We start from the raw sequence: 24,453 nt of genomic DNA on the forward strand, positions 1-24,453 counted from the left end.
CAGGGTGCATATCACCGACCGTATGCATTTCCTCCTCCTGAGAAGCCGCAATACCTTGTGTTTACGGAGTTTTTCCGAAACAGCAATTTTCTTACTACCTATAAGACGACTCAGATTAGCAAATTTCCCGCTTTCTGGATACAGGCAGTTTTCGGCAATCCTGATTCATTTCAACAGGCTAGCGATGTTTCCAGGCGGATGACATAACGGCCAATATCGGGATTCAGCATGGTATTCACCCAACAAAAAACCGGAGGCCACCGCACGGGCCTCCGGCTTTGTGACGGGCAGGATATGGCTCAACCTCCCCCGAGCGGCCATACCCTGCCAGTCTGGCGCGGACAGCCTGCCACAAGGCAGCATCGCGTCGCGCCACGAAACATGAAATGATCAGATATTAACTGCGCCATCGTCCTGCGGCCCTGCGATCCTGACCGGAGCGCCGCTCGACCCTGGGCATAAGGGCATCATAGTCATCGCCCTCGTCAATTTCATTGATCTCGCCCAAACGGGGCGGGCGCACACCGCGCGGACGGTCTTTGCCAACATTGACCAGCGCGCCGGTAAAGGCTTCCAGCGTTGCGGCCAGAACCTGGTCAAAGGCAAGATCGGTAACAGCACAGCCATGGAAAAAGAAAAAGGCGTCATTGGCCAGCCCGTCGCGCCAGCGGCGGAACGGTTCCGGGTGGCGTCGCAGACAGGCCGCATCAAGCATCGACATGCCCAGAAACATGCCGTGATTACACGCACGGCCAAAAACATGCACCGTTTGCACATGTTCGCGCTGGCCCAGAACATTGCCGATCACGGCAAGGCCATCCTGTGCGCCACCAATCATGAAAATTTCGGCAATTCCGGCATAGCGCCAGACAATGGCTTCAATGTCAGCAAGCGACTGATCAATGAAAACAAGACAGGCCGCACGTCCCTGACGCGCCCCAAATCCGGTCTTGCGTACTGAAGCCGACAATCTCCCTACATGAGAGCTCGGCCAGAGATTAACGGCATAATTTCCGTTACTCATAGATGCCCCCTACCTGTGGTCATCCTGGGTTATGATAAATGTCCCATTGCCGCGCATTCATGCACGCGACTTTTATGTTACTTATACTCCTATCTGTACCGGAAACTATACGACTCGTCCAGTTATAAAGACTTACACCTAAGAATCGGACATTTATCCTCCTTCCGGCAAATGCCCGACTTTGGTGTAGGATCAAGCTCTTAAGCCCGCATCCATTCAGCCCTGACCACAACCGGCAAATTACCCGCCGCGGTCAAACCGTACCTTCCTGCCCGGGCCGCATTTCAAGCAGCTTGACCATGGTATAAAGCACCTGGTTGGCGGGCGTCGCAATACCAAGTGCGCCGCCCTTGCGCACGATATAGCCGTTCAAATAGTCAATTTCGCTGGGTTTGCCGCGCATCAGGTCCTGCGCGGTCGAGGAATATTGCGCGGGCATGGTTTTAATAATGCCTGCAACAGCGGCCTGAACATCGCCCGGCACCACCACATTGATCGCATTGGCAACAGCCAGGCATTCGGCGACAACATTTTCAATCACCGTCATCACCCCCTCGCCTTTGGCAAGTTCGCCATAAGGCAGGCGGGAAACGGCAGAAAGCGCGTTATAGGCACAGTTCAAAATCATTTTGGCCCACAGGGCCCCGGCGGCATTTTCCGAAATATCAACCGGGATTGCGGCCGGGCGTAAAATACTGGCAACCTTTTCACTTTGCGCACCAGGGCCAATCACAAGTTCACCCCGGCCAAAATGCGCAACATGCCCGGCCCCTGCCATGCCCACCGCAACATATACAACGGCAGGCAACACATTGCGCCCGATGACGGTGCCCAGCCGCTCAGCATTATCAACCCCGTTTTGCAGGCTTAGCACAATCGCGTCCGGCGAAAGGTGCGGTGCCATGGCTTCGCCTGCACTTTGGGTATCGGTTGATTTCACACAAAACAGCACAATATCCGCCCCGGCAACAGCCGTCGGATCAATACTGGCAGAAAGCGCGATATTCAAAACCGTACCGGCACTTTCAAACACAAGACCGTTTTTATTGATGGCCTGAACATGCTGGGGTCGGCCGATCAAAACTACATCATGACCATGCTGTGCCAGCCTGGCACCGTAATAGCAGCCAACGGCACCCGCACCCATCACTGCGATTTTCATGTTCGTATCCTTTGCATCATCCGGCATCACCGGCATTAAAATCCATGATCAAACCATAATACCGGTTGCACGCTTGGCAAAGCGGGTCAGCATCATTTCAACATGTGCCGGTGCAAAAACACCCTCCAGCGCCAGCAGGGCCGCGCCATAAAGCTCGCTTTGCTGGGCGGGCTGCGCCCGGCAGATGACCAAATCCTGGCTTGCAACAGGCAGGCAGCGTTTACGCACCTGATCACGGATCGGGATCAGCAAAACATCATCGGCAGCAGCCAGCGTGCCGCCAATCACGATCCGCGCGGGGTTCAAAACACTGATCATTCCCGCAAGAACCGCACCTATCGCAGCCCCGCCCTGCGCCAGCAAGTCGCGCGCAACCGGGTTGCTCGCCGTAAATGATGCCATCACATCGCGCGCTGTTTTCAGAGATGGGGCATTGCCCGCCCCTTTGCCGGGCAATGCCACCGACAAATCACGAGCCAGCGCCCAGCCCGCGGCATGGGCCTCCAGACACCCGGTTTTACCGCAACGGCATTGGACCGGTGCTTTGCCTGGCAATGAAAAGGATGCATCAATATGGCCAATATCACCCGCAACCCCGCGCGCCCCGCGCAACAGCCGGTTTTGCGAGATAATACCACTGCCAATCCCCGTGCCGACCTTGACAAAAACCAGATCACGATCATCGGGGAAATGTACACGATGCTGATGCAGCGTCATGGCATTAACATCATTTTCGCCGTAAACCGGCACATCGAAACGGGTTTTGAAATAACCTGCAATATCAAAATCTTCCCACCCTGCCAGAACCGACGGCCCAAAAACCCGGCAATTTTCATAATCCACCGGGGCAGGCAGGCTAAGGCCGATAGCCAGCAGCACACTTTGCCCAAGTTTTTTGTGATGCGATTTACACAAGGCATCAAAGCCATCGGCAATCTGGCAAAGGGTGCCTTCCGGGCCGAAATCAATATCGGGATCACGCACAATCCGGCTTTGGCCAATCATGGTGGCGGTTGCATCAAGCAGGGCAAGCTGGATTTGCGTTTCGCCAATATTGGCAACCAGAACATGCCCAAATCCCGGGCGGATCGCCCATATCCGGGACGGACGCCCCCCTGTGGCGCGGGTATCATTACTTTCAAAAATAATTCCCGCCGCCTGCAGGGCGGAAATGCGGTGTGTTACCGTAACCCGCGAAAGCCCGGTTTGCGCCTGTAATTCAGGCCGCGAAACGGCCTTTCCTGTCGCAATCAGCGATAAAATCTGCCCGGCATTTTCAAGGCCCGGGGGATTATCGGAGTCTTTTATGACCGGGCGTTTCGCCACAACATTTCCTTTGCGTCATCGTCGCCACAAACAGGGCATTTGGCATCTCAGCCTTTTATAACCCACTGTTTTAAAATGGCAAACCGGGTGCCTGAGGGTACAATCAACACTTATGTATAAATTTATACATAAGTGAATTGACTTTGTCGCGAACAGTTTGGAAACTCCGCCCCATAACAGAAACCACACCAGGCAGGCAGCGACAGGATGGCATCTTTTATCATTGGACTGGATTACGGCACGGAATCCGCGCGTGGTGTTTTGATTGATGCCACCAGCGGCACCATTACGGCCAGCCACACCCATGCCTATCGCCACGGCGTCATGACTGATGCCCTGCCTGATGGCACCCCCCTGCCGCAATCCTGGGCACTGCAACATGCCCCGGATTATACCGAAGCCTGCCTTGCCATTTTAACCGCCCTTGGCAAAGGGCGGGACATTGCCGGTATCGGCATTGGCTTTACCGCCAGCACCCCCCTGCCCGCAACGCAGGATGGAACGCCGCTTTCATCCATCCTGCCCGGTGAAAAACATGCCTATGTCAAATTATGGAAGCATGGGGCAGCCCAACCCTGGGCCGACCGGATCAATGCCGGGGGTGGCGATTTTCTGAAACCCTTTGGGGGCAAACTTTCGGGTGAATGGCTGATTGCCAAGGCCGCGCAGATTGCCGATGAAGCCCCTGACATATGGGCAAAAACCGATAAATTCATCGAAGCTGGCGACTGGCTGGTCTGGCAATTAACCGGGCAGGAATGCCGCAGCCTGGGCCTTGCCACCTACAAGGCACAATATGACCGTGAAAGCGGCCAATATCCCGACCATCTGGTAAATGGACTTGATGAAAGGCTTGGCACACCACACCGGGTCGGCACGTCGGCCGGCAGGCTGTGCCGCGAATGGTGCGAAAAAACCGGCATCCTGAACCAGCCCGATATTGCCGTTGCCGTAATTGATTCCCACGTTGTTTTGCCTGCCGTTGGCGGGGTGACATCGGGCTGCTTTGTCGGCGCGCTGGGGACATCGGCGGTATATCTTTATTTAAACGAAACCGCACGTGACCTACCCCCGGGGATCGAGGGGATGGGCTTTGATGGTTCCATGCGGGATCTTTGGTGTTTCGAGGCAGGGCAGGCCGGCTTTGGCGACACACTGGCATGGTTTGTCAAAACCTTCCCCCTTGCCCGTGACCGCAATGATCTGACCGAAAATTTCCGCCTGTATAACCAGCTTGCCCGCGAAATGGCACCGGGCAGCAACCACCTTGTCGCGCTGGACTGGTGGAATGGCAACCGGGTGCCCCATGCCAGTTCGGCACTGGCCGGGGTTTTAATGGGGTTACGCACCAACAGCACCGCCGCAGGCATTTATCGTGCCCTTCTGGAATCACTTTGTTATGGCGCACGGTCCGTTCTGGAACTGTTTCTCGCGGGCAATTTCCCCATCAACCGCGTGGTCATGACCAGCGGCCTTGCCCAAAACAACCCGCTTCTGGTGCAAATGATGGCCGATATTTTGAAATACCCCATTGAAGTCCCGGAAATTGACCATGCCACCGCCGTTGGTGCCGCCATTCATGGGGCTGTTGCCGCCGGGCTGGTCGATGATTACAGCCAGGGCACAAAACGGTTTGGTGCCCGTACCAGCCGCACCATCATCCCCAATACCGATCATAGTGCCGTTTACGACCGCCTTTTTGCCCAATACCGGGCCATGGCCGCCAACCCGGCCCTGCATCAGGCCCTGCAACAGATTGACGATATTTCACGCCATAACCCGGCATAAAACCCACCGGATTCACCACAACCTCGCCCTTACACTGACCCCAACATTGCCCTTCGCACAGGAACACCACCATGGATTACATGAAGCAGTTTCGTCTTGATGGCCGCACCGCCTTTATCACCGGGGCAGGCCGTGGTATTGGCCTTTGCACCGCCGATGCGCTGGCACAGGCCGGTGCCGATATCATCATTTCCGGTATCGACCAGGCCGACCTGGATGCCGCAACCGAACAGCTTGCAACGCAGGGCCACAAGGTCCGGTCCTTTTTGCTTGATGTCACCAATTCCGCCGCCACCACGGAAATTGCCGACAAACTGGCAAGCGAAGGTATCGAGGTTGATATCCTGATTGCCAATGCCGGCATTGCCTGGCCCGACACCCGGGCAGAAGACATGGATGATGCCGCCTGGGCCAAAGTGATTGATGTGAACCTGACCGGCGCGTTTTATTCCTGCCGTGCCTTTGGCCGCCATATGCTGGAACGCAAACGGGGTGCAATTGTTACGGTTGGTTCCATGTCGGGCTTTATTTCCAACAAGCCGCAAAACCAGGTGCATTACAACGCATCAAAGGCGGGTCTGCACCATATGACCAAGTCGCTGGCGGGTGAATGGGCAGACCGCAATGTACGCGTCAATAGCGTTGCACCAACCTATGTCAACACGGTCATGTCCAATGTAACCGCCAAAAAGCCGGAATATTTCGGCCCCTGGATGGAAAACACACCCATGAAACGCATGATCGAACCCGAAGAAGTCGCCACCACCAACCTGTTTCTGGCATCCGATGCCTCAAGCGGGCTGACCGGCTCCATCGTGATGGTCGATGCCGGTTACACCATCTGGTAAATCCGGGCCAATCGCCACATACGGCGTATAAAACCATCAAAGGGCCGGTGATCCCGGCCCTTTAGCTTTTTTTGTGCGATTATGAACGCTGCCGTTGCCGCCCCTACATCAGAAGGGCGGTATTTTTTTCATCAAATCCGACCCGCCCTAGCGGAATGGCACCGCCAATTGCGTCACTTATCCGGGCGTAATCCTCATCGTTAAAGCCGCCACACAATTCAATAAGCTGCATGCCTTCGGCCACCATCGCCATGGCCTCGGCGACCAGGGCATCAATATCGCCGCTAGCAAAGATCGTGGAATTAAAACCGTCTCCGGGAAGGGTTGTACGCAAACCTGCGGGGGGATACCCGCCTGCCTTGATCAGAAAAGCGTATTTTCGCAATACCATACGGGTTCCTCTTAATCCGGCTATTCGCACGAATTACATTGTCAGGGAACGCTGCAACGCACAAGCCCGAACGGCATTTTTTAATCACTCTAATTTGATTAAAGATTTGAAATAACGCGATAAATGTTGCCCCATCGCCGCCAATGACAAACAAAATCCCGCTATTCGCGTGGTTTTCAAAACAGGCAATAAATCATGCCTGACTGGCACCCTATTTCCTGCGGATCGCGCTGATAGGCGCAAACCCCAAAGCCATCAGCTCGCGCCTGGCAGTTTGCAGCAAGCCAATTGCGCATTGTTAATTTCACATCACAACCATTGCGGGAATACGTCACCATCCCATAACACGCACATATTTCGTGCCTGTGGCGAACCCCCGCAAAAACGGGGCAACTGGTTGGGATCGAAAAACAGCAAACAAGGGGAACTTTGATGCACGGCACCTGCATTTCGCAGTCCAGATGTGACAGGGGCTGAACAAGACCAATATCAAAGCGACCCGCACTTCTTTGCCAAAATGCCTGATTCAGGCAAAGGCATTTTTCAACTTAAACGACAGCAACTGCATTTACCCGCGTCCGCATTACGGCACGGCAATAACCAGGGCTGTCTGCAATCGAAACATCAGGAGAAACACCATGCCGATTACCAATTTTGAAATTCAGTCCATCACCACCCCTGGCCCGATTTACCAGCAAGGCTGGGATTTTTTCCCGACCGACCTGAACGCCACCGTCCGCGGTAATTTTATCTATTGCGGGTATCAGGAAGGCACCAAAAACCCGGTAACCGAAGTCAATTTCATTGCCTATGACAACCCGCAGACCGGACCGATTGAAGGCTGGGAATGGTCAAGCGAGGACCTGAACAAAGGCGCACGGGGCAAGTTCATTTACATGTACTGGCGCCGCGCTGCGGGTCACAAGCCCATCACCAGCATGACCTTTCTTGTCACCTCGGCTTCCAATCCGCCGTCGATTTCGGGCTATACCCCGGTAGGGTGTGACCTGAATGAAGGTGCCGGCGGCGATTACATTTGGGCCTATTACTCCAATTCCGCGCAACCGCGTGCTGCCAAGACCGAAATGTTTAACCGCGATTAAACCTGAAGGGTAACGCATTGCCATAACCGGGAAATGCGTTACCCAACCCTCCCCTGCTGACAGGTTGCTGTCACCAGGGCTGTGGCAGGATGGGGCATCACTGGAAACAGAATGCCATGTCAGTATCAGCCCCATCACTGCAACGCGCCCCGGTTAGCGGCTTTCAACTGGTGTGTCTTTCGGCCGTTCTGTTCAGCACGGCAGGCGTCTTTACCAAGGGTGTTAATGCCGACGCCTGGAGCATCATTTTCTGGCGCGGACTGGCCGCGGCGGGCATTGCGCTGGTTTTGCTGCTGTTGCGTCGCGAATTTTCGCGCGAAATCCGGCAATTTCGCCTGCCTGCCATTTTGGCAACGCTGTTAATGGCCAGTGGCACAGCGGCGTTTGTACCGGCCTTCAAGCTAACCACTATTGCCAATGTCGCGCTGATTTATGCCGCAGCACCGTTTATCGCAGCCCTTTTCGGCTGGCTGTTTTTGCGTGAAAAACCCACCTCTACCATCATGCTGGGCAGCGTAAGCGCCCTTATTGGCGTTACCCTGATTTTCGGGGGTATTTCAACACAGGGGGATTTGTGGGGTAACCTTCTGGCTGGCTGGATGACACTGGTGATGGCGGGCATCACCATCATTTACCGCCGCTGGCCCGATACACCAACAACCTTGCCCGGCGCGGCATCGGCCCTGCTGCTATGCCCGATTGTCGCGGGCCTTGGTACACCGGCGGAAGTTCCGATCAGCGAACTGGCAATACTGGCCGGGTTTGGCGTGTGTTTTGCCTTTGCCTTCATTTTACTTTCGGCCGGGGCCAAACATTTACCCCCTGCCGAAACCGCCCTGCTTAGCGCCCTTGAAACCCCACTGGCACCGATTTGGGGCATTCTGTTTTTCCATGAAATTCCCAACATGCAAACCATCCTTGGGGGTGCCTTGATCATGGTTGCGGTATTTGGCACCTATGGCCATCAATGGCGCAAAAAACGCAAACAGGCCCGCATTGCCTAGCAACCGGGCCTGTTGATTTATGCTGTATGGTGCCCTAACGCTATCGCCAGGCTCAGATCACGCCAGCAGCACGCAAACGTTCGATCTGTTCATCATCCAGCCCACCAATATCTCGCAACACCGCTTCGCTATGCTGGCCCAGGGTGGGCGGGGCAGTTTCATCAAAAATGGGCGTTTGCGACAGTTTTAGCGGGTTGGCAACCGTTGGCACCCTGCCCGCCAGCGGATGATCCAGATATTTCACCGTGCCACGATGTTTGACCTGGGGGTTTTCAAAAACCCGGTCCAATGTATTGATCGGCCCACATGGCACATTGGCCTTTTCCAGAATTGCAATCCAGTCATCGGTGGTTTTTTGTACCATGGCCTGGCGCACCATTGGCACCAGATCGGTCCGGTTGGCCACACGCGCCCGGTTGGTGGCAAAACGCGGGTCCGCACTGGCATCTTCCATGCCTGCGACCTTGCAAAAACTTGCAAACTGGCTGTCATTGCCCACCGCCAGAATGATATAGCCATCCGCCGTCGGGAAGGCTTCATAAGGGACAATATTGGGGTGCGCATTGCCAAGGCGGCCCGGTGCATTTCCCGTGGTCAGGTAATTCATCGCCTGATTGGCCAAAATGGCGGTTTGCACATCCAGCAGGGCCAGGTCGATATATTGCCCCACCCCGGTTGCATCGCGATGGCGAAGGGCGGCCAGAATACCAATGGTAGCATAAAGCCCGGTGAAAATATCAGCCACCGCCACGCCCACCTTCATGGGCTGCCCGCCCGGTTCATGGTCTGGCGCGCCAGTCAGGCTCATTAAGCCGCCCATCGCCTGGATCATGAAGTCATACCCGGCCCGTTTGGCATAAGGGCCATCCTGGCCAAAACCAGTGATGGAACAATAAACCAGCCTTTCATTCACCGCTTTTAGCGATGCATAATCCAGCCCGTATTTTGCCAGCCCGCCAACCTTGAAATTTTCAATCACCACATCGGATTTCGCGGCAAGGTCACGAATAACCTGCTGCCCCTCCGGCGTAGTCATATCCACCGTCAACGATTTTTTACCGCGATTGGCAGACAAGTAATAGGCGGCTTCGGATGTATCATTCCCGGCAGCATCCCGTGCATAGGGCGGGCCCCAGCCGCGTGTATCATCGCCATTGCCCGGCCGTTCGATTTTGATGACCTCGGCGCCAAGATCGGCCAGTGTCTGGCTGGCCCACGGCCCGGCCAGAACACGCGAAAGGTCCAGAACACGAATACCGCCAAGTGCGCCGGTCATGGGAAATCATCCTTCAAAAAGGTATTTTGGCAAAAAAATAAACGGAATACAGGCGACAAACGAAAAACGGGCCACCCGCACCCTGTGCAAGCAGCCCGTTTTCACATCAGGATCAGGCGGTGAAGGCCTGAATGCCGGTTTGCGCGCGGCCCAAAATCAGGGCATGCACATCGTGCGTCCCTTCATAGGTATTGACCGCTTCCAGGTTCATCACATGGCGGATGACATGAAATTCATCGGCAATGCCGTTGCCGCCATGCATGTCACGCGAAACACGGGCAATATCAAGCGACTTGCCGCAGTTATTGCGCTTCATCAGCGAAATGGATTCAGGCGCTGCCGTACCAGCATCGAGCATCCGGCCCAATTGCAGCGCACCCTGCAGGCCAAGGGCGATTTCGGTTTGCATATTGGCCAGTTTCAACTGAATGATCTGGTTTGCCGCAAGCGGACGGCCAAACTGCACGCGGTCCAGGGTATATTGGCGCGCGGCATGCCAGCAGAATTCAGCCGCCCCCATCGAACCCCATGCAATGCCGTAACGCGCCTTGTTCAGGCAACCAAACGGTCCGCCAAGGCCCTTTGCATTGGGCAGCATGTTTTCTTCGGGGACAAAAACATTATCCATCACGATTTCACCGGTGATGGAGGCACGCAGCGAAAACTTGCCTTCGATCTTGGGCGCACTTAGGCCTTCCATGCCTTTTTCAAGGATGAAACCACGAATAACACCGTCATCATCCTTGCCCCAGACGACAAAAACATCGGCGATCGGGCTGTTGGTGATCCACATTTTGGCACCATTCAGGATAAAACCGCCATCGGCCTTGCGTGCCCGGGTTTTCATGCTGCCGGGGTCAGAACCGTGGTCCGGCTCCGTCAGGCCAAAACAGCCAATCCACTCACCCGTTGCCAGTTTCGGCAGGTATTTTTTGCGCTGTTCTTCGCTGCCATAGGCATAAATCGGATGCATCACCAGCGAGCTTTGCACCGACATCGCCGAACGATAGCCGCTATCAACCCGTTCCACTTCGCGGGCCACCAGGCCATAAGCAACATGGTTTACACCGGGTCCGCCATATTCCTCGGGGATGGTCGGGCCAAGCAGGCCCAGTTCGCCCATTTCGCTCATGATTTCGCGATGGAATACTTCATGGCGGTTGGCTTCCAGCACACGGGGCATCAGCCGTTCCTGGCAATAATCATGCGCCGCATCGCGGATCATGCGTTCTTCTTCGCTTAACTGGGCGTCAAGCCCCAGCGGATCTTCCCAGTGAAAATGTACGCGGCCTGCCATGTGTTTCTTTCCTTGTGACATGCGAAATCGGAAATGCCGCTACGGGCGCATGGCCCCGTGGGCGAGACGGCGGCATTTCCGAAACCCTGAAAATTCTGCAATCAAGGCTAGGCATTGGCAGACGCTTTCGCAAATGATAAATCTGTGCAACTTAATGCAAAAAAATCATGAACTTTGCAAATAGGGGCATCAAAAATGGCACGGCGCATTCCTGGCACAAAGGCCCTGGCCTGTTTTGAACAAACCGCCCGGCATGGCAGTGTTTCGCGCGCAGCCGAAGAACTTTACCTGACGCAAAGTGCCGTCAGCCGACAGCTTCAGGGTCTTGAAAGCTGGCTTAACTGCAAATTGTTTATGCGAAAAAAGCAAAGATTGATCCTGACGCCCGAAGGCGAGGATTACCTGCAGGCCATTCGCCCCGCCCTGGACCAGTTGGAAACCGCAACCTTAAAGCTGCTGTCGGGCGGCAGCGACGGTGGTGTTCTGACCATTGCCGCCCCGCCCACCTTTGGCAGCCGGCGGCTGATCCCCTATCTGCCGGATTTTCGGGCCCGGCACCCCGATATCGTGATTAATTTCATTTCACGCATCGGCATGCCCGATTTTGACCGCGAACAAATTGATATCGCCGTTTTATTTGGCAATGGTGAATGGAACGGCCTTGAAGCCCGCCGCCTGGAAGGTGAGGACATGGTGCCGATTTGCAGCCCCGGCCTGATCGCCAATATGGACCATGCCCCAAAGCCCGATGATCTGCGCCAGTTTTCACTGCTGCATATCGCCACCCGCCCCAATGGCTGGCGGGACTGGTTAATAGCCGCCAACCTTGAAGGCATTGACGGTGAAAACGGCCCGAAATTTGAACATTTCACCATGGCAATGCAGGCTGCCATTGCCGGTTTGGGCGTTGCCCTGCTGCCGACCTTTGCCATTGGTGATGAAATGGCCAATGGCCGCATCATCGCGCCCTTTGGCCCACCACGCGCCAGCCCGCACCATTATTTTGCCACCTGCCCGCAAAACCGCGTTCGCACACCCAAAATCCGCGCTTTCATGAAATGGCTGTCAGACCGCGATGAAAAACAAAATCCCGGCCTATGAAACAAAGCCGGGATTCGCAATGTTACTAATGTAACCGACCAACGACCAACCCGGCGACATAACCATGCAAACAAACACCGCACGGGGCTGAAACGGGCTTATCCCCGTTCCTCGATCGCGCGCAGGGCCGACATGCCACGCCGACGCAGCAGGTCGGCGTCTTCGGGGCCATCGATAATTTCAAGCAACCGCACAACGGCCATCAAATGGCGCTGGGCGTTGTCGTAATCCTTCATGGTCAGTTTTGCCATGCCATCCACCCCGGCACGGCCAACCTGGTTCAGCTTCTTTTTAATTTCGACCACGGCCTTGGTTGCCGAACTTTGCGCTGCCAGAATGTGCGAAATGCTGGCGGTTTCGGCAATGGCCTCAGCCGATTGTTCGGCGGCCAGCACCTTGTCGCCATCAAATGGCAGGGCAAATAATGGCGTTACCACCGCCCCCCTGCCCGCCGGACCACGGGGTGGTTGCGGCAGGGCTTCGGTCACGCGTTCGGGGCTGGCACCAAACATGGTATTGGCAATCGCCTGGCTGACGCGGCGGCGTGTCCCCAGCAGCCGTTCCCCCCACGGGCCATCCTTGCGGATGTTCAATTCGCGGGTGATACGCACAAATTCCGATGCGTACCAGCGCGCCAGCTGCAAAATCTGGTGTTCGTCCTTGCCCCGGCTGACACCCTCTTCAACCTGGGTCACAATTTCGGCCAGCATATCGATCACCATGTCACCAGCACTGGCAAGGTTGGTGCTGCCCAATGACCGGTCATCAGCCTTGCTGGAAAGAACACGGATCACTTTAAAAAGCTCGCTCGGTCGCAAAAGGCGGGTCAAAACGGCAGACATGAACTGCGTTTCGTATCCCGGCTTTTCGCGCGATACCTCGATGAACTTTTCACGCAACCACACCAGGTCCGAATTGCTCAGGCTACGGATGGGGGCCGACGGAAACCGCAGGCGCATTTCAATAATCGGTTCTGCCACGCGCAACATGCGGGCAATGGCGGCAAAGGGTTTTAAATGCACGCGCGATCCTAAGCGGGTCGCAAGCGCACGTTCCTGTTTTACGCCCTGTTCGGAAATGGCAATCTGCTGTTCGATGCAGGTTGCAGCCTCGCTCCATAATTTGCGTTCGGCGCGGTAAATATTTTCGCGATGATTGGCTTCTGCCGCCACCTCAAGGTCCTTGCAGGCCTTGTGAAATTCGGCCGAGGCGCTTTCGCACACCACATGCCAGATCGGCATCAGCGACGGCCGGCCAATGCGAATACTGGTTTCCGGCGGAATATCGGTCAGCAGCAAATCCTCAAACGGCGTGCAGAACTGGCGCATCGGTGTCGGATAACGTTCCGGCTTTAACGATGCCAGGCGCGGCCGCAAAATTTGCAAAATCTGATCATGGGGCAAAGGCAGGCGCGGTGCGTTCCTGTCGCTTTCAATCGCGCGGGTAAATTTGGTGATTTCCGCGGTGCTTAACGAATCAAAAAGCTGTTCAAGCTGGTTGATCGAGGGTCCTGCATCTGCCGCTGTGGTCATTGTGCACCCTCCCGGAAACGTTCCAGACGGGTTACCATCTCGGCATCCATGTCGCCCGACCCCAGTTTGCGCACTTCGGCCGCCCACATCACCTGATTAACCCGGATATCAGTCCAGAACGGGTATTCCTCGGGCTCCAGCTCGCTGATCGGAATGATCGGTAAAAAGCTTGCCAGTTCTTCCAGGGCATCACGCTGTTCGGTCCGGTTGATCTGCTTTGCCGCCTGCCAGCGCGCAATCAGTTCTTCCCAGCCATCAAGCAGCCACCATAGCCGGTCGATGCTGCGTTCAATTTCCTTTTCCGCCTTGGGCCAATTCACCAGAACCGCACCAATATCGTTGCTCCAGCGGTCAATCGCGCGCAGCCAGCGCACGGCATGGTCATAGGTGGCCCCCGCACCATTCACCACGTGATTGGCCATAAAGCGGATATTGGACATTTCCGATGTCGACCATTCTTCCAACTCGTTGGAAAGCTTGCGCAGACCCGCAACCAGATCGCGCAACGGCCCCGAACAGCCATCCGTCACCAGCCCGACCGGGCCGGTCAGGATGCTCCATTGTTCCAGGCTATCAATCACCGACTGGTTGGCCGCCCCGGCATCACGGGCAAATTTGTTCAGTGCGGCACGGGCCCGTTTCTGGCCTTCAAGCGTGGCAAGATCGGTGATTTTCATGTCCTGCACATCATCACCGCCCAGCTTGCGCAACGCCTGGTAAACCAGGGTTAGCTGCCCGGTATCGCGGCTGGCATTTTCCAGGGCGTCCAGGCGGGCTGCCTCGCGCGCCAGTTTGACACCGCCCACACCGGTCCGGGCAATATCGCGCGATACCCGGCGCAACAGTTCCGGGTTGGGTTTGGAAACCGGTGCCAGTTCGTCAAACAGCATACGGTCATGAACGGATAGATGAAAAATCTGGCGCATGGTTTCAAGCGGCATTTCATAGGTGCCAAGCCCGCCAGAAAGCCCGGGCAGATTGATAACCAGCTTGTTGTAAGGATCGCGCACCACGCGGGCAAATCGCAACGGGCGCGTCGTAAAGGGCGTTCTGACCCCGCGCGCCTCAAATGTTTTGGGCAATGACGACAACGGGTCCGGTTTCCCCGAAAGACTGCCGGTCGCACCGCTTTGGCCCTGTTGGCCCCGTTGCAGATTTTGTTGTCTTGTCATTCTGCCTATCGATCAGCCCTGCATTACACGGGGTGACCCCTCATAAGTATAATCCGACCTACAAACAAGATTACACCCACTCACCCCAAAAACATATTTCATGAAAGCACGCAGCCCGACAACCCCATTGCCGCAGAAAAACCGCCAAGTGCGAAATCTTTTGCAAAATTGACATGATCCACATCACTTTTGCGCCGTATCACAACCTGACAACCCCATAAAACCGGCAGATTTTGGCGAATTTTTGCCTATCACATCCCGCTAAAATAGCATGGATTACCCCCTGCCCGCACCGATGGAATCCGCACCATCGCGCTTTGTATCTGGGAACGCACAGCCCAATAAAAAAGACCCGGGCAAATCTGCCGGGTCTTTTCAATGTCATCAGCCTTCATTACACGGCAATCACCCAATTGCCTTTTCCGGGCAGCACCCCGTCATGCCAGCGGCAGGGAAACATGGCCGACCCTGTATAGCTGGCTGGTTTCGCCCGTCATTTGATCACCCGGCACATCCGGCCACAGGCAAAACTGCAATTGCCGCCATTCCGTCGGGTCAAAGGCGGCAACAGTTGCCAGCGCCCCTGCCGCCATCGCCCGTTTGACATCATCCATGGCATTTTCGCGCAGGGCGGCAAGGTTGCAATGGGGCGCAATCGGGCGAATATCGCGCGTGGCAAATTTCGCATCACCGGGATTTGCGGCAATGTCAGCCTGCCAGACAATCCAGGTTTGCACCGAAGGCCAGCCAAAATCACCACTTACCGCTGCAAAACCTGGCCCGGAAAGAAAGCTGTCGATGCCTGCTGCCTCATCCCACAGATAAAAAGGGGCATACAGGTTTTCCGTACTGGCCGCAGTGCCATCCTGTTTGCGTGCCGACAGATAGGCCTTGAAGCGCAGACGGGGAAAACCGTCAAGCAGCGGGCCTTTATCGCGAATACGACGGTCAATAATTTCCATGTCATAATCCGCAGGCAGGCTAAAGCTGTATTGCATCGCAATCATGTTACAAACCCTCCTTCTCCACCGGTTCAAACCAGTGGACGGCCGTGCCGTCTTTCACCGGCTGGATGCTTAGATAACTAAAGGAACAATCAGGCACTGCCCCGTGCCAGTGGCGTTCATTGGCCGCAAACCAGACAGCATCACCTTTATGCAGTGTTACAGGTTCGGCGCCCTCACGCTGGGCGCGACCAACACCATCAAGCACAAATAAAAGCTGCCCGCGCGGGTGGCTGTGCCAATGGGTCACAATGCCGGGCGGCACAAAGGCGCACATCGCCGTCATTTCACCCTCCGTACTGCTTGATAACAGCATCTGCACATCGAACCGCCCGTTTGAAACGCCATCTGGTGCGGCCAAAACACCCTCTCCGGCGCGAAAAACGCACATGGCTTGCGGGCAGCTTTGCGCCATATCGAATACGCTGCCCATCATCCGCGCCCACCAAATGTTGACGCCATCACACCCGATGCAAACGACCAGTCATCAAAGGTCGAATTCACAATCGCGACCATTACATCCTCGGGTCGCACACCGGGCGATGCCGCAAGGTTATCCGCCAGCCGCTGGTAAAAGGCGGCCCTGGTTTCAGGCGGGCGGACCTTGCCGGTGGTGATATGAAAGAAAATGTAATCGTCGGATCGCGGACCACCGCAATAATTGCGATCAAAAATCAGCTCGCCGGGCTGGTGCTGGTGAATGGCAGCAAAACGGTCATTGACCGGCACGTCAAAACAATCGACCAGGGCGCGACCAAGGCTATCGACAACAGCCGCAAGATATTCTGGCGACTTGCCAGCAATCAGGGAAATACGGGTGAAAGGCATCTGTCGTTTCTCCAAACGCAATTGACAGATGCAGTATGAAAGCACAGGATTATCCTGAAAATCGCATAATTCAGGATCAAATTTCCTGTTTTTCAGGATCAATAATCATGCGCCTGACCAATCTTGACCTTGCTGCCTTGCGAAGTTTTGTTACCGGTATTGATGCCGGGTCCTTCATGCTGGCAGCCGACCGGCTGGGGCGTTCCACATCGGCGGTCAGCGCCCAGCTCAAAAAGCTGGAAGACCAAACCGGAAGTGCGCTTGTGCGCCGGGCCGGGCGCGGCCTTGCCCTTACTGATCAGGGCGAATTGCTGCTTTCCTATGCCAGGCGCCTGTTAAGCCTGAATGATGAAGCCATCAGCGCCCTGCAAAGCCCGGAGCTGGAAGGCTGGGTCCGTTTGGGGATTCAGGAAGATTTTGGCGAAACCGTTTTGCCACAGGTGCTGGGCCAGTTTGCCCGCGCCCATCCCCGTGTCCGCGTTGAAGGGCGCATTGGCCGCAACAGTGAATTGCGCGAAAAACTTGCATCGGGCCATCTTGACCTGGCACTTGCCTGGGATGACGGCACAGCAAAAGACGACGACATCATCGCATCCCTGCCGCTATGCTGGCTCGGCCCGGCGGACGAAGGCCCCATTCCCCTTTGGCAACCGGGCAGGAATGCCGATCAAAGCGAACCCTTACCCCTTGCCGCACTTGAAGCCCCCTGCATGCTGCGCACAATCGCCTGCACCCACCTTGACCAGCACGGCATCCCCTGGCGGATCGCCTTTGTCAGCCCCAGTCTGGGTGGCATGTGGGCGGCTACGGCGGCGGGCCTTGGCATTTCTCTGCGTACACCCTTCGGCCATCCGGCCAGCCTGCGCGTGCTCGACCCCGCAAGCTACGGCCTGCCCGCCATGCCATCCCTTGGTCTCGCCCTGCTACGCGCCCCCAAACCCGACAATCAAATCAGCAACCACCTCGCCGCCATCATCCGCCAGGCTTTGCAGGATATGCTGCCCGCGGCCTGGACGATGATCAAGAAAAATCCAAGCGACATTCACGATTATAAACTTGATCCGGCTCCTACCGTGATCGAGTTCTGTCGCTTGCCCCCCAACTATCGGCACGTATAACCGTGATGGTCAACCGGATGATTAAGGGAATAAATTTGGAGAACGTCTTTGTATAGCCTGGTGATGTCAAGCGATGACAGCGCATGGATTACTCCGGTTGGCACTGCCCAACTATCGAGCTTTTCGCTTTCACGATATTTAGAATACACTGACGCGGCTCTCGAAGAGAAGTTGAAGCCGGTTTCCTCCTCTACCTTGTCATTCCTGTCAGAAATTCCGACAATATTTCTAAGCGAGCTAAGAAACGACTACGAGAACAACCGTCATGAATACCTTACCATGCGCGTGGGGCGGGTTTGGAATCTGCAAGTTGTCGGGAATGAAATTCGCTATGAGTTTTGCATAGATCGCGATTTCGGAGAAATCACGGTCCACGATCGCCGGCAATTCGAGTTGGCATTCGAGCTTGGTCGATGGGAACTAAACAGAACCCATTGGGCCGTCAAGAAAGGCGACCTTATGCAGTCGCTTAATCATGCGGGTCTTGCCGAGCATTTCAATAATCTGGCACCCGCGATGGCTGTAAACGTACCCCCGCCGCCCGATGAACCGCCATCGGACCAGCCGGTCGTTACCAACGTCGAAGAGTACATGGCGTATGTGCTTTCGCTCAACCCGGCAGCCGACGAAGAGATTTTCTATCGCGGTCATTCTGATCGAAAGTATCGCCTAGAACCAACATTGTTCCGCAGGAATGAGCGAGGCGAGTTTCGCTATCTACAGAAGGAAGCAACGCTCGTTAGAGAAATCCTGACCGCGCAGGCAAACGAATTTTCCAGTGACCAGTACATGCTGGATCGACTTGTCCGCATGCAGCATTTCGGCCTGCCAACGCGACTGCTGGACGTCACATCAAATCCACTGATCGCGCTTTACTTTTGCTGCTCATCTACGAAGTATGATGTTGATGGAAACGAAATCGATGGGGAGGTTATCGTTCTGGCAACAAAATCGGAAAACGTCATGTTTTTCGACTCCGACACGGTGAGTTGCGTCGCCAATCTGTGCCTGATGTCCGAAGGCGATCAGGATGCTCTCGATACGTCGCAGGATAAGACAGCCTTCAATGTCACGCCTGCTTGTCAAAAATTGCTTCATTTTATCAGGCGCGAGAAGCCGTATTTCGAAAATAGGATCGACCCTGCCGATCTGGACCGCATCCTGTTCGTGAGGGGACGAAACACGAATGCGAGAATTATATCACAATCCGGTGCATTTCTTATTTTCGGGAAAGACGCTGTTCTGCCTGAAACGGGGCATAGCTCGCTTAATCTTCACCGCATTACCGTTCGCGATAAAGCAGCCATTTTGGGTCAACTCGCAAAACTCAATATCAAATCGAGCACGGTTTACCCGGGCATTGAGAAGGCCACTGCCGAAATCGCCAACAAATACGAGCTTAACTAGCTACGAAGCCCGAAGGGTTAATGCCGGATGGTAGGGCATACGTGAAAAACACCACCAATCAGCGCGCGCCCGATATCTGACTGATTATAAATAACAATCCGGATTAGTTTGTGCGGCAATCGGCGGTTTTGGTGCGCCCGACAGGATTCGAACCTGTGGCCCCCAGATTAGGAATCTGGTGCTCTATCCTGCTGAGCTACGGGCGCACAACCTTGCGAAGGGTGATCTGACTTAGCAGGTTCAACCGCGCGGATCAATTATTCGATAGGGGCAGGATGCGTTTTCACCCTGGCCCCATTGCCGGTCCATAATCCGCCGCAGGTCAGATAACCTGCCAGCCCCTTCATAACGGGCAAATATCCGGGCCAGGCACCATTGGTAGCGCGGCCCGGACAACAGATTTAATTAAAAATCGATCCCACCGGGATCGTATAGGTCAGTGACAGTACTTCGGCACCGGGGTTTTCATCGCCCAGATTGGCGTTGGAAATATGGGCAAAGCCCAGCCCGACGCGCGACTGGTTATCGAAATGATAGGCCAGCTCAATGCCGGAGCGGAACTCGATCCAATGCCCCAGATCTTCGCCGTCGCCATCGTGGAACGCGCCAACCGATGTATAAAGCGAGGTCGCGAAATGATCGCCCCACAGAATATCGGCCATCACACCACCATATCCATGTACAGCCTTATCCGATGTCACCATCACACCTGCGATCGGACGCAGGAAATCCAGCAGGGCGTGATTATCCCGGTAATCAAGGCGAAACTCGGTCGCTTCGTCATCTTCACCGACATTGAAAATCCCGGTTGAAAAGCCGATCTGGGCCGAATCATTGCTGCTATTGGTAAATTCCTGTGCCTGGCAACTGCCAGCTACAACAAATGCTGCCATCCCCGCCAGCACTCCCCAAAACTTCACGCGCATTAACCATCCCTCATTATATGACACGTCGTTAGTATCGATCTTAGCAAAGCATCGGTTACTGGCAATCTTCTAAATGAAAAACAGCAGGTTATTGCGCAAGCTTTGCAGCAAAAAGGTCGGTGGCACGCACCAGTTCGCGGGCAATGCCCGGTTCGCTGGAGGCATGGCCCGCATCATCGACAATCACCATTTCCGCCTCCGGCCAGGCGCGGGCAAGGTCAAATGCGCTTACGGGTGGGCAGACCAGGTCATAACGCCCCTGAATGATGATTGCAGGCAAATGCCGGATTTTGTGCAGATCCTCCAGCAACTGGTTGTCGCGGAAGAACCCCAGATTGACGAAATAATGATGTTCCAGCCGCGCCAGTGCCAAAGCCACACCATCGCCTTCAAAACCTTCGACAAAGCTTTCGTCGGGCAAAAGCGTGCAGCAGCGCGCTTCATAACCGCTCCAGGCGCGGGCGGCCAGGCTTGCGGCATCGGCACCGTGTTTACCGGCAAAATAATCGCCATAAACATCCAGCAGCGCCTGCGCACCGGGGTTTTTCGCAAGGCCAACAGCAGCAAGAAACTGTTCCTGCGCATCAGGCAGGAAATTGCCCATACCCGTCATGAACCATTCAATTTCCGAGGGGCGGCACAGAAAAATCCCGCGCAGGACAAAACCCAACGCCCGGTCCGGGCAGGCCTGTCCATAGGCGAGTGCCAGCGTTGAGCCCCATGAACCGCCGAAAACCAGCCATTTTTCAATACCGCGATCAACACGCAGGGCTTCGATATCGCCAATCAGGGCCTGGGTGGTATTGTTTTCGAGCGATCCGAACGGGCGCGAACGGCCCGCGCCGCGCTGATCAAACAGAATGATCCGGTATTTTTCCGGGTCGAAATACTGCCGATGGTTAGGAGAAATTCCGGCACCAGGGCCACCATGCAGGAAAATAACAGCAATACCATCAGGATTACCGACATCTTCCCAGTAAATCTGGTGTCCATCCGGGCGATCCATCCAGCCTGATTCGCGCGGTTCAATTTCCGGATACAACATGCCATCCCCTTAAACTGTTCAGACCATCAAGACTTAAAGCATGTCGCCTTTAATGTCTCTATTCGCGTTCAACACATAATGACGCCAGGTTTTGCGGCGCCACATAGGGCCCGCCACGATTTTCAATGACCCCACGCACCAAAACCCGGTGCCCGACCCATGCCGACAGGCCAAAACCCGATGCAGCGATATCGGCCATCTGGTCCCGGTCAAAGGCGACGGTAAAATCCCGTCGCCAGTCCTGACCAAAATTAAGATAGGCGCGATATTGCTGAATCTCGACGGATCGCAAAACGCCCCCAATCACACCATAGGCCCCAATCGCATCAAGCGCCAAGGGCGCAGCATCACCTGCAGCATTTTCCGGCAATGCCGCGTCATGATTGGCGGCGTAAAAGTAACGTGCTTCCGGCTTTGATTGCGCCGCAACCTGACCCGCCCCTGCCCACATGCCTTTATGGTTTTGCCGGGCATGGGCCTCGGTATTGGTCAGGGCCGTTATCGCCATTTGGCGCGTTAAACCCGCCACATCGATCCTCATGGGCTGGTCGGCCTGCCCGCCAGGTAACACCATGGCCAAACCGGCGGCCACAAGTTTTTGCTGCAGCAATTCCCCATCCCGCAGAACAAAATATGCTGGCTGACGCGGGTCAGCACCGGCATCATTTTTGTCATTCCCGGCGGCCTTGCGCCGTTTACCAACGATGGGGTCGGGCAAAGGCACCAGTGTTGAAATATCGCGAAAATGCTGCTGCAAATAGGCCAGAACCGCACCTTCCTGCCCCGGCACCACGGCAATATCAGCCAGCCGGAATGTCATTGCCGTTACTTCGCCAGCAGGCTGGTTTTGCCCCCGTATTTTAACATTCAGGCTGTCAATATCTTCGGGTTTTGCCATTTCAACTACATCATAAAGTGGCAGGTTTAACGCAGGTCCTGCCTTGGCAATTCCGCAGACCAAAGCGGGCGTTTTCGCCGACGATCCGACCAAACCCACCACACCCGCCCCGTCGCCATTGGCAGCCACCTCCCACAAGGATGCTTGGCGTTGCCCCCCAACACCAGGGTTTAGGCCCCAATCATTCTTGCCATCAAAAAGGCCCGCTGTAGCGTTACTGGAGTTTAGCATCGCATTGGCCGAATTTTCAGGTTGGATGGCAGAACTTTTGGGAATGGAATGCGTTAATTCAGGATCAAAGGGATGACCTGCAACCGGGAAAACAGACGAACGCGCCGCCGCTCTTTCGGACATGCCAGATAGAGCAAATATCAGACAGGCCAGCAGGAAGCTGCGCCATGCTGCACCTGGCATGGTATGCATAAATGGCCTGAATGACAGACGGACAATATTTTCGCGTTTTGGGGACCATTTGGGGGACGATAAGGGGGCCATATGCTGGTGGCGTCCATTCTGCAATATTGATCCCGAATGCATCTCGCGATACGAAATTGAATATCGGCGCTGCGCACGTCCTGCCCGTGCAGCCCGGCAACAAAAACACCGGCAGCGGGTCCCTGCTTTTCAGTAAGGCACCCAAGCCACCACCGGTCAAGAAGCGGAGGCCAGGATAGTGACAGGTTGGCAATACAAGCGCAAAGCACGAACCGCATCCATATGGATCGCCCTTGGATTGATGAGCGGCCTTGCCGCCTGCTCCACCAACCCCGCCACCGGTGAAGATACCTTCACCGCCTTCATGCCACCCGCGCAGGAAGCCGAGGTTGGCGCCGAAGAACACCCGAAAATCCTTAAGGAATTTGGCGGCAGCTACGACGCCAAGGATTTGCCAAGCTATGTGACCGAGATCGGCCAGAAACTGGCTGCAGTGACCGAAACACCCAACCAGCAATTCACCTTTACGGTGCTGGATTCGCCCATCGTCAACGCGTTTGCTCTGCCCGGCGGGTATGTTTATGTCACCCGCGGCCTGCTGGCACTTGCATCGAACGAGGCTGAGCTTGCAGGCGTGCTGGCCCATGAAATTGGCCATGTCGTTGCCCGCCATTCCGCCCAGCGTTACAGCCGCGGTGTGCTAACACAAATTCTGGCAGGGGGTTTATCTGCCGCCATTGGCAATGGCGCAGGCGATGTGATTGGCATGGGAGCAAATGCCTATATGCAGTCTTTCTCGCGCGAGCATGAATTTGAAGCTGACAAGCTGGGCGTACGTTACCTGTCGCGCGCGGGTTATGCCCCCGCCGCCATGGCAAGCTTCCTGAAAAAACTGCGTGCCCATTCACGCCTGCAGGCCGAACTGGCCGGTCGTTCACCCGATGATGTTGACCAGTTCGACATCATGGCAACCCACCCGCGTACGGTTGATCGCATCGAACAGGCCCGTGCCGCCGCCAACACGCCGGTTTCGGGCACGCCGCGCCTTGAAACCGTAAAATACATGACCGAAATTGATGGCATCATGTATGGCGATGGCCCGGAAAACGGCTTTATTCGCGGGCGCAAATTTGTCCATGTGCCGCTGAATTTCTATTTTGAAGTCCCCGATGGCTTCTCCATGATCAACCAGCCCGACGCCGTTGTGGCCCAGGATAACAAAGGTGCTACCATCATTTTTGAAGGTGCCCCGGCTGCCGCACAAAATGGCCCGGTTGCCTATCTGCAGCGCGGATTTTCCAAATCCATCCAGTTGCGTGACGTGCAAAAAATTGATGTGAATGGCGAGGAAGCAGCCACCGGATCAGCCGATGTTTCCCTGAAATCAGGCACCCGCGCCCGTCTGCGTGTTGTTGCCATTCTGCATGGCAAATCGGCCTTCCAGTTCCTGTTCCTTTCGCCGCTGGACCAGGCGAATAATTATAACGTGGCGCTACGCCGCACGACCTATAGCTTCCGGTCCCTTAGCGCGTCCGAGAAAAAGCAGTATCATGCCCTTTCGGTCAAAGTGCGCGCGGTGAACCCCGGCTACACCATTGATACCTTTGTTAAATCCATGGCGGTTGACCGCCGCCCGGAAGAAACCTTTGAAGTCATCAATGGCATCGAAAATGCGCAATTGCCACCCGAAGGATCGCTTGTAAAAGTGATCAACGAATAACTGGCAGCACTTGGTTAGAGAATGCACAAAAAATCCCCCGCCGGCCAA

General features: G+C 55.4%; 22 protein-coding genes and 1 tRNA gene. 8 read left to right on the forward strand and 15 right to left on the reverse strand.

Going from position 1 to position 24,453, the window contains the following annotated elements; translation table 11 throughout:
* Positions 1 to 397: 397 nt before the first annotated feature.
* The 3 genes from CSC3H3_RS16035 to CSC3H3_RS16045 all read right to left on the reverse strand — a co-directional run bounded on the left by CSC3H3_RS16035 (position 398) and on the right by CSC3H3_RS16045 (position 3,512).
* A complete protein-coding gene (locus CSC3H3_RS16035; protein WP_157831931.1) occupies positions 398 to 970 on the reverse strand; it encodes a DUF4347 domain-containing protein in 573 nt (190 codons plus the stop codon).
* Positions 971 to 1,277: 307 nt separating this feature from the next.
* Positions 1,278 to 2,186: a ketopantoate reductase family protein gene (locus CSC3H3_RS16040; protein ID WP_101286268.1), complete on the reverse strand. Its 909-nt coding sequence runs from the start codon at positions 2,184 to 2,186 to the stop codon at positions 1,278 to 1,280.
* A gap of 48 nt (positions 2,187 to 2,234) precedes the next feature.
* Positions 2,235 to 3,512 (reverse strand): ROK family transcriptional regulator, encoded by a 1,278-nt coding sequence (locus CSC3H3_RS16045; RefSeq protein ID WP_101285490.1) that lies wholly within the window; start codon positions 3,510 to 3,512, stop codon positions 2,235 to 2,237.
* A 207-nt stretch (positions 3,513 to 3,719) separates the two neighbouring features.
* Between CSC3H3_RS16045 and CSC3H3_RS16050 the strand changes: the two genes are divergently transcribed.
* Together CSC3H3_RS16050 and CSC3H3_RS16055 are read left to right on the forward strand one after the other, a co-directional pair.
* Positions 3,720 to 5,300, forward strand: a complete 1,581-nt coding sequence (locus CSC3H3_RS16050) for an FGGY-family carbohydrate kinase (protein ID WP_101285491.1) — start codon at positions 3,720 to 3,722, stop codon at positions 5,298 to 5,300.
* A gap of 71 nt (positions 5,301 to 5,371) precedes the next feature.
* A complete protein-coding gene (locus tag CSC3H3_RS16055; protein ID WP_101285492.1) occupies positions 5,372 to 6,148 on the forward strand; it encodes an SDR family NAD(P)-dependent oxidoreductase in 777 nt (258 codons plus the stop codon).
* Positions 6,149 to 6,251: 103 nt separating this feature from the next.
* Here CSC3H3_RS16055 and CSC3H3_RS16060 read toward each other — a convergent pair whose 3' ends face one another.
* The gene (locus CSC3H3_RS16060; RefSeq protein WP_101285493.1) at positions 6,252 to 6,539 is read right to left on the reverse strand and encodes a DUF6506 family protein; all 288 of its coding nucleotides are present in this window, start codon (positions 6,537 to 6,539) and stop codon (positions 6,252 to 6,254) included.
* A 638-nt stretch (positions 6,540 to 7,177) separates the two neighbouring features.
* Here CSC3H3_RS16060 and CSC3H3_RS16065 point away from each other — a divergent pair.
* Together CSC3H3_RS16065 and CSC3H3_RS16070 are read left to right on the forward strand one after the other, a co-directional pair.
* Positions 7,178 to 7,642, forward strand: a complete 465-nt coding sequence (locus CSC3H3_RS16065) for a hypothetical protein (RefSeq protein WP_101285494.1) — start codon at positions 7,178 to 7,180, stop codon at positions 7,640 to 7,642.
* A 116-nt stretch (positions 7,643 to 7,758) separates the two neighbouring features.
* Positions 7,759 to 8,646 (forward strand): DMT family transporter, encoded by an 888-nt coding sequence (locus tag CSC3H3_RS16070; protein WP_172963439.1) that lies wholly within the window; start codon positions 7,759 to 7,761, stop codon positions 8,644 to 8,646.
* A gap of 52 nt (positions 8,647 to 8,698) precedes the next feature.
* On the opposite strand, the gene CSC3H3_RS16075 is transcribed toward CSC3H3_RS16070, so the two are convergent.
* The gene (locus tag CSC3H3_RS16075) at positions 8,699 to 9,922 is read right to left on the reverse strand and encodes a CaiB/BaiF CoA transferase family protein (protein WP_101285496.1); all 1,224 of its coding nucleotides are present in this window, start codon (positions 9,920 to 9,922) and stop codon (positions 8,699 to 8,701) included.
* A 112-nt stretch (positions 9,923 to 10,034) separates the two neighbouring features.
* Positions 10,035 to 11,219 (reverse strand): acyl-CoA dehydrogenase, encoded by a 1,185-nt coding sequence (locus CSC3H3_RS16080; RefSeq protein ID WP_101285497.1) that lies wholly within the window; start codon positions 11,217 to 11,219, stop codon positions 10,035 to 10,037.
* A 195-nt stretch (positions 11,220 to 11,414) separates the two neighbouring features.
* On the opposite strand from CSC3H3_RS16080, the gene CSC3H3_RS16085 reads away from it, so the two are divergent.
* On the forward strand, positions 11,415 to 12,320 hold the full coding sequence (locus CSC3H3_RS16085) for a LysR substrate-binding domain-containing protein (RefSeq protein WP_101285498.1): 906 nt from the start codon (positions 11,415 to 11,417) through the stop codon (positions 12,318 to 12,320).
* A gap of 98 nt (positions 12,321 to 12,418) precedes the next feature.
* Here CSC3H3_RS16085 and CSC3H3_RS16090 read toward each other — a convergent pair whose 3' ends face one another.
* The 5 genes from CSC3H3_RS16090 to CSC3H3_RS16110 form a co-directional block, all read right to left on the reverse strand.
* A complete protein-coding gene (locus CSC3H3_RS16090; RefSeq protein ID WP_101285499.1) occupies positions 12,419 to 13,852 on the reverse strand; it encodes a hypothetical protein in 1,434 nt (477 codons plus the stop codon).
* Positions 13,849 to 15,024, reverse strand: coding sequence for a hypothetical protein (locus tag CSC3H3_RS16095; RefSeq protein WP_101285500.1), 1,176 nt, complete (start codon positions 15,022 to 15,024; stop codon positions 13,849 to 13,851). Before CSC3H3_RS16095 ends, CSC3H3_RS16090 begins: the two co-directional genes overlap by 4 nt.
* Positions 15,025 to 15,461: 437 nt before the next feature.
* Complete coding sequence (locus CSC3H3_RS16100; RefSeq protein WP_101285501.1) at positions 15,462 to 16,031, reverse strand: DUF4865 family protein; 570 nt, start codon at positions 16,029 to 16,031, stop codon at positions 15,462 to 15,464.
* A 1-nt stretch (position 16,032) separates the two neighbouring features.
* Positions 16,033 to 16,464 (reverse strand): cupin domain-containing protein, encoded by a 432-nt coding sequence (locus tag CSC3H3_RS16105; protein ID WP_215907514.1) that lies wholly within the window; start codon positions 16,462 to 16,464, stop codon positions 16,033 to 16,035.
* Positions 16,461 to 16,856, reverse strand: a complete 396-nt coding sequence (locus CSC3H3_RS16110) for a tautomerase family protein (RefSeq protein WP_101285502.1) — start codon at positions 16,854 to 16,856, stop codon at positions 16,461 to 16,463. Before CSC3H3_RS16110 ends, CSC3H3_RS16105 begins: the two co-directional genes overlap by 4 nt.
* A 107-nt stretch (positions 16,857 to 16,963) precedes the next feature.
* Here CSC3H3_RS16110 and CSC3H3_RS16115 point away from each other — a divergent pair, with 107 nt between their 5' ends.
* Together CSC3H3_RS16115 and CSC3H3_RS16120 are read left to right on the forward strand one after the other, a co-directional pair.
* Positions 16,964 to 17,974, forward strand: coding sequence for a LysR substrate-binding domain-containing protein (locus tag CSC3H3_RS16115; protein WP_101286270.1), 1,011 nt, complete (start codon positions 16,964 to 16,966; stop codon positions 17,972 to 17,974).
* A 48-nt stretch (positions 17,975 to 18,022) separates the two neighbouring features.
* A complete protein-coding gene (locus CSC3H3_RS16120; RefSeq protein ID WP_215907515.1) occupies positions 18,023 to 19,381 on the forward strand; it encodes an FRG domain-containing protein in 1,359 nt (452 codons plus the stop codon).
* Positions 19,382 to 19,510: 129 nt separating this feature from the next.
* Here CSC3H3_RS16120 and CSC3H3_RS16125 read toward each other — a convergent pair.
* The 4 genes from CSC3H3_RS16125 to CSC3H3_RS24465 all read right to left on the reverse strand — a co-directional run bounded on the left by CSC3H3_RS16125 (position 19,511) and on the right by CSC3H3_RS24465 (position 22,250).
* Positions 19,511 to 19,587: transfer RNA gene (locus CSC3H3_RS16125), tRNA-Arg, on the reverse strand.
* 195 nt (positions 19,588 to 19,782) lie between these two features.
* Positions 19,783 to 20,274, reverse strand: a complete 492-nt coding sequence (locus CSC3H3_RS16130; protein ID WP_245881144.1) for an acyloxyacyl hydrolase — start codon at positions 20,272 to 20,274, stop codon at positions 19,783 to 19,785.
* A gap of 121 nt (positions 20,275 to 20,395) precedes the next feature.
* Positions 20,396 to 21,352 carry a prolyl aminopeptidase gene (pip, locus tag CSC3H3_RS16135; protein ID WP_101285504.1) on the reverse strand — a complete coding sequence of 319 codons (957 nt, stop codon included), beginning with the start codon at positions 21,350 to 21,352 and terminating at the stop codon, positions 20,396 to 20,398.
* A gap of 58 nt (positions 21,353 to 21,410) precedes the next feature.
* A complete protein-coding gene (locus tag CSC3H3_RS24465; protein WP_157831932.1) occupies positions 21,411 to 22,250 on the reverse strand; it encodes a hypothetical protein in 840 nt (279 codons plus the stop codon).
* 673 nt (positions 22,251 to 22,923) lie between these two features.
* Between CSC3H3_RS24465 and CSC3H3_RS16145 the strand changes: the two genes are divergently transcribed.
* Positions 22,924 to 24,405 carry a M48 family metalloprotease gene (locus CSC3H3_RS16145; protein WP_245881145.1) on the forward strand — a complete coding sequence of 494 codons (1,482 nt, stop codon included), beginning with the start codon at positions 22,924 to 22,926 and terminating at the stop codon, positions 24,403 to 24,405.
* Positions 24,406 to 24,453: the final 48 nt, after the last annotated feature.

It is taken from the genome of Thalassospira marina (genome assembly GCF_002844375.1).
Lineage (GTDB): Bacteria > Pseudomonadota > Alphaproteobacteria > Rhodospirillales > Thalassospiraceae > Thalassospira > Thalassospira marina.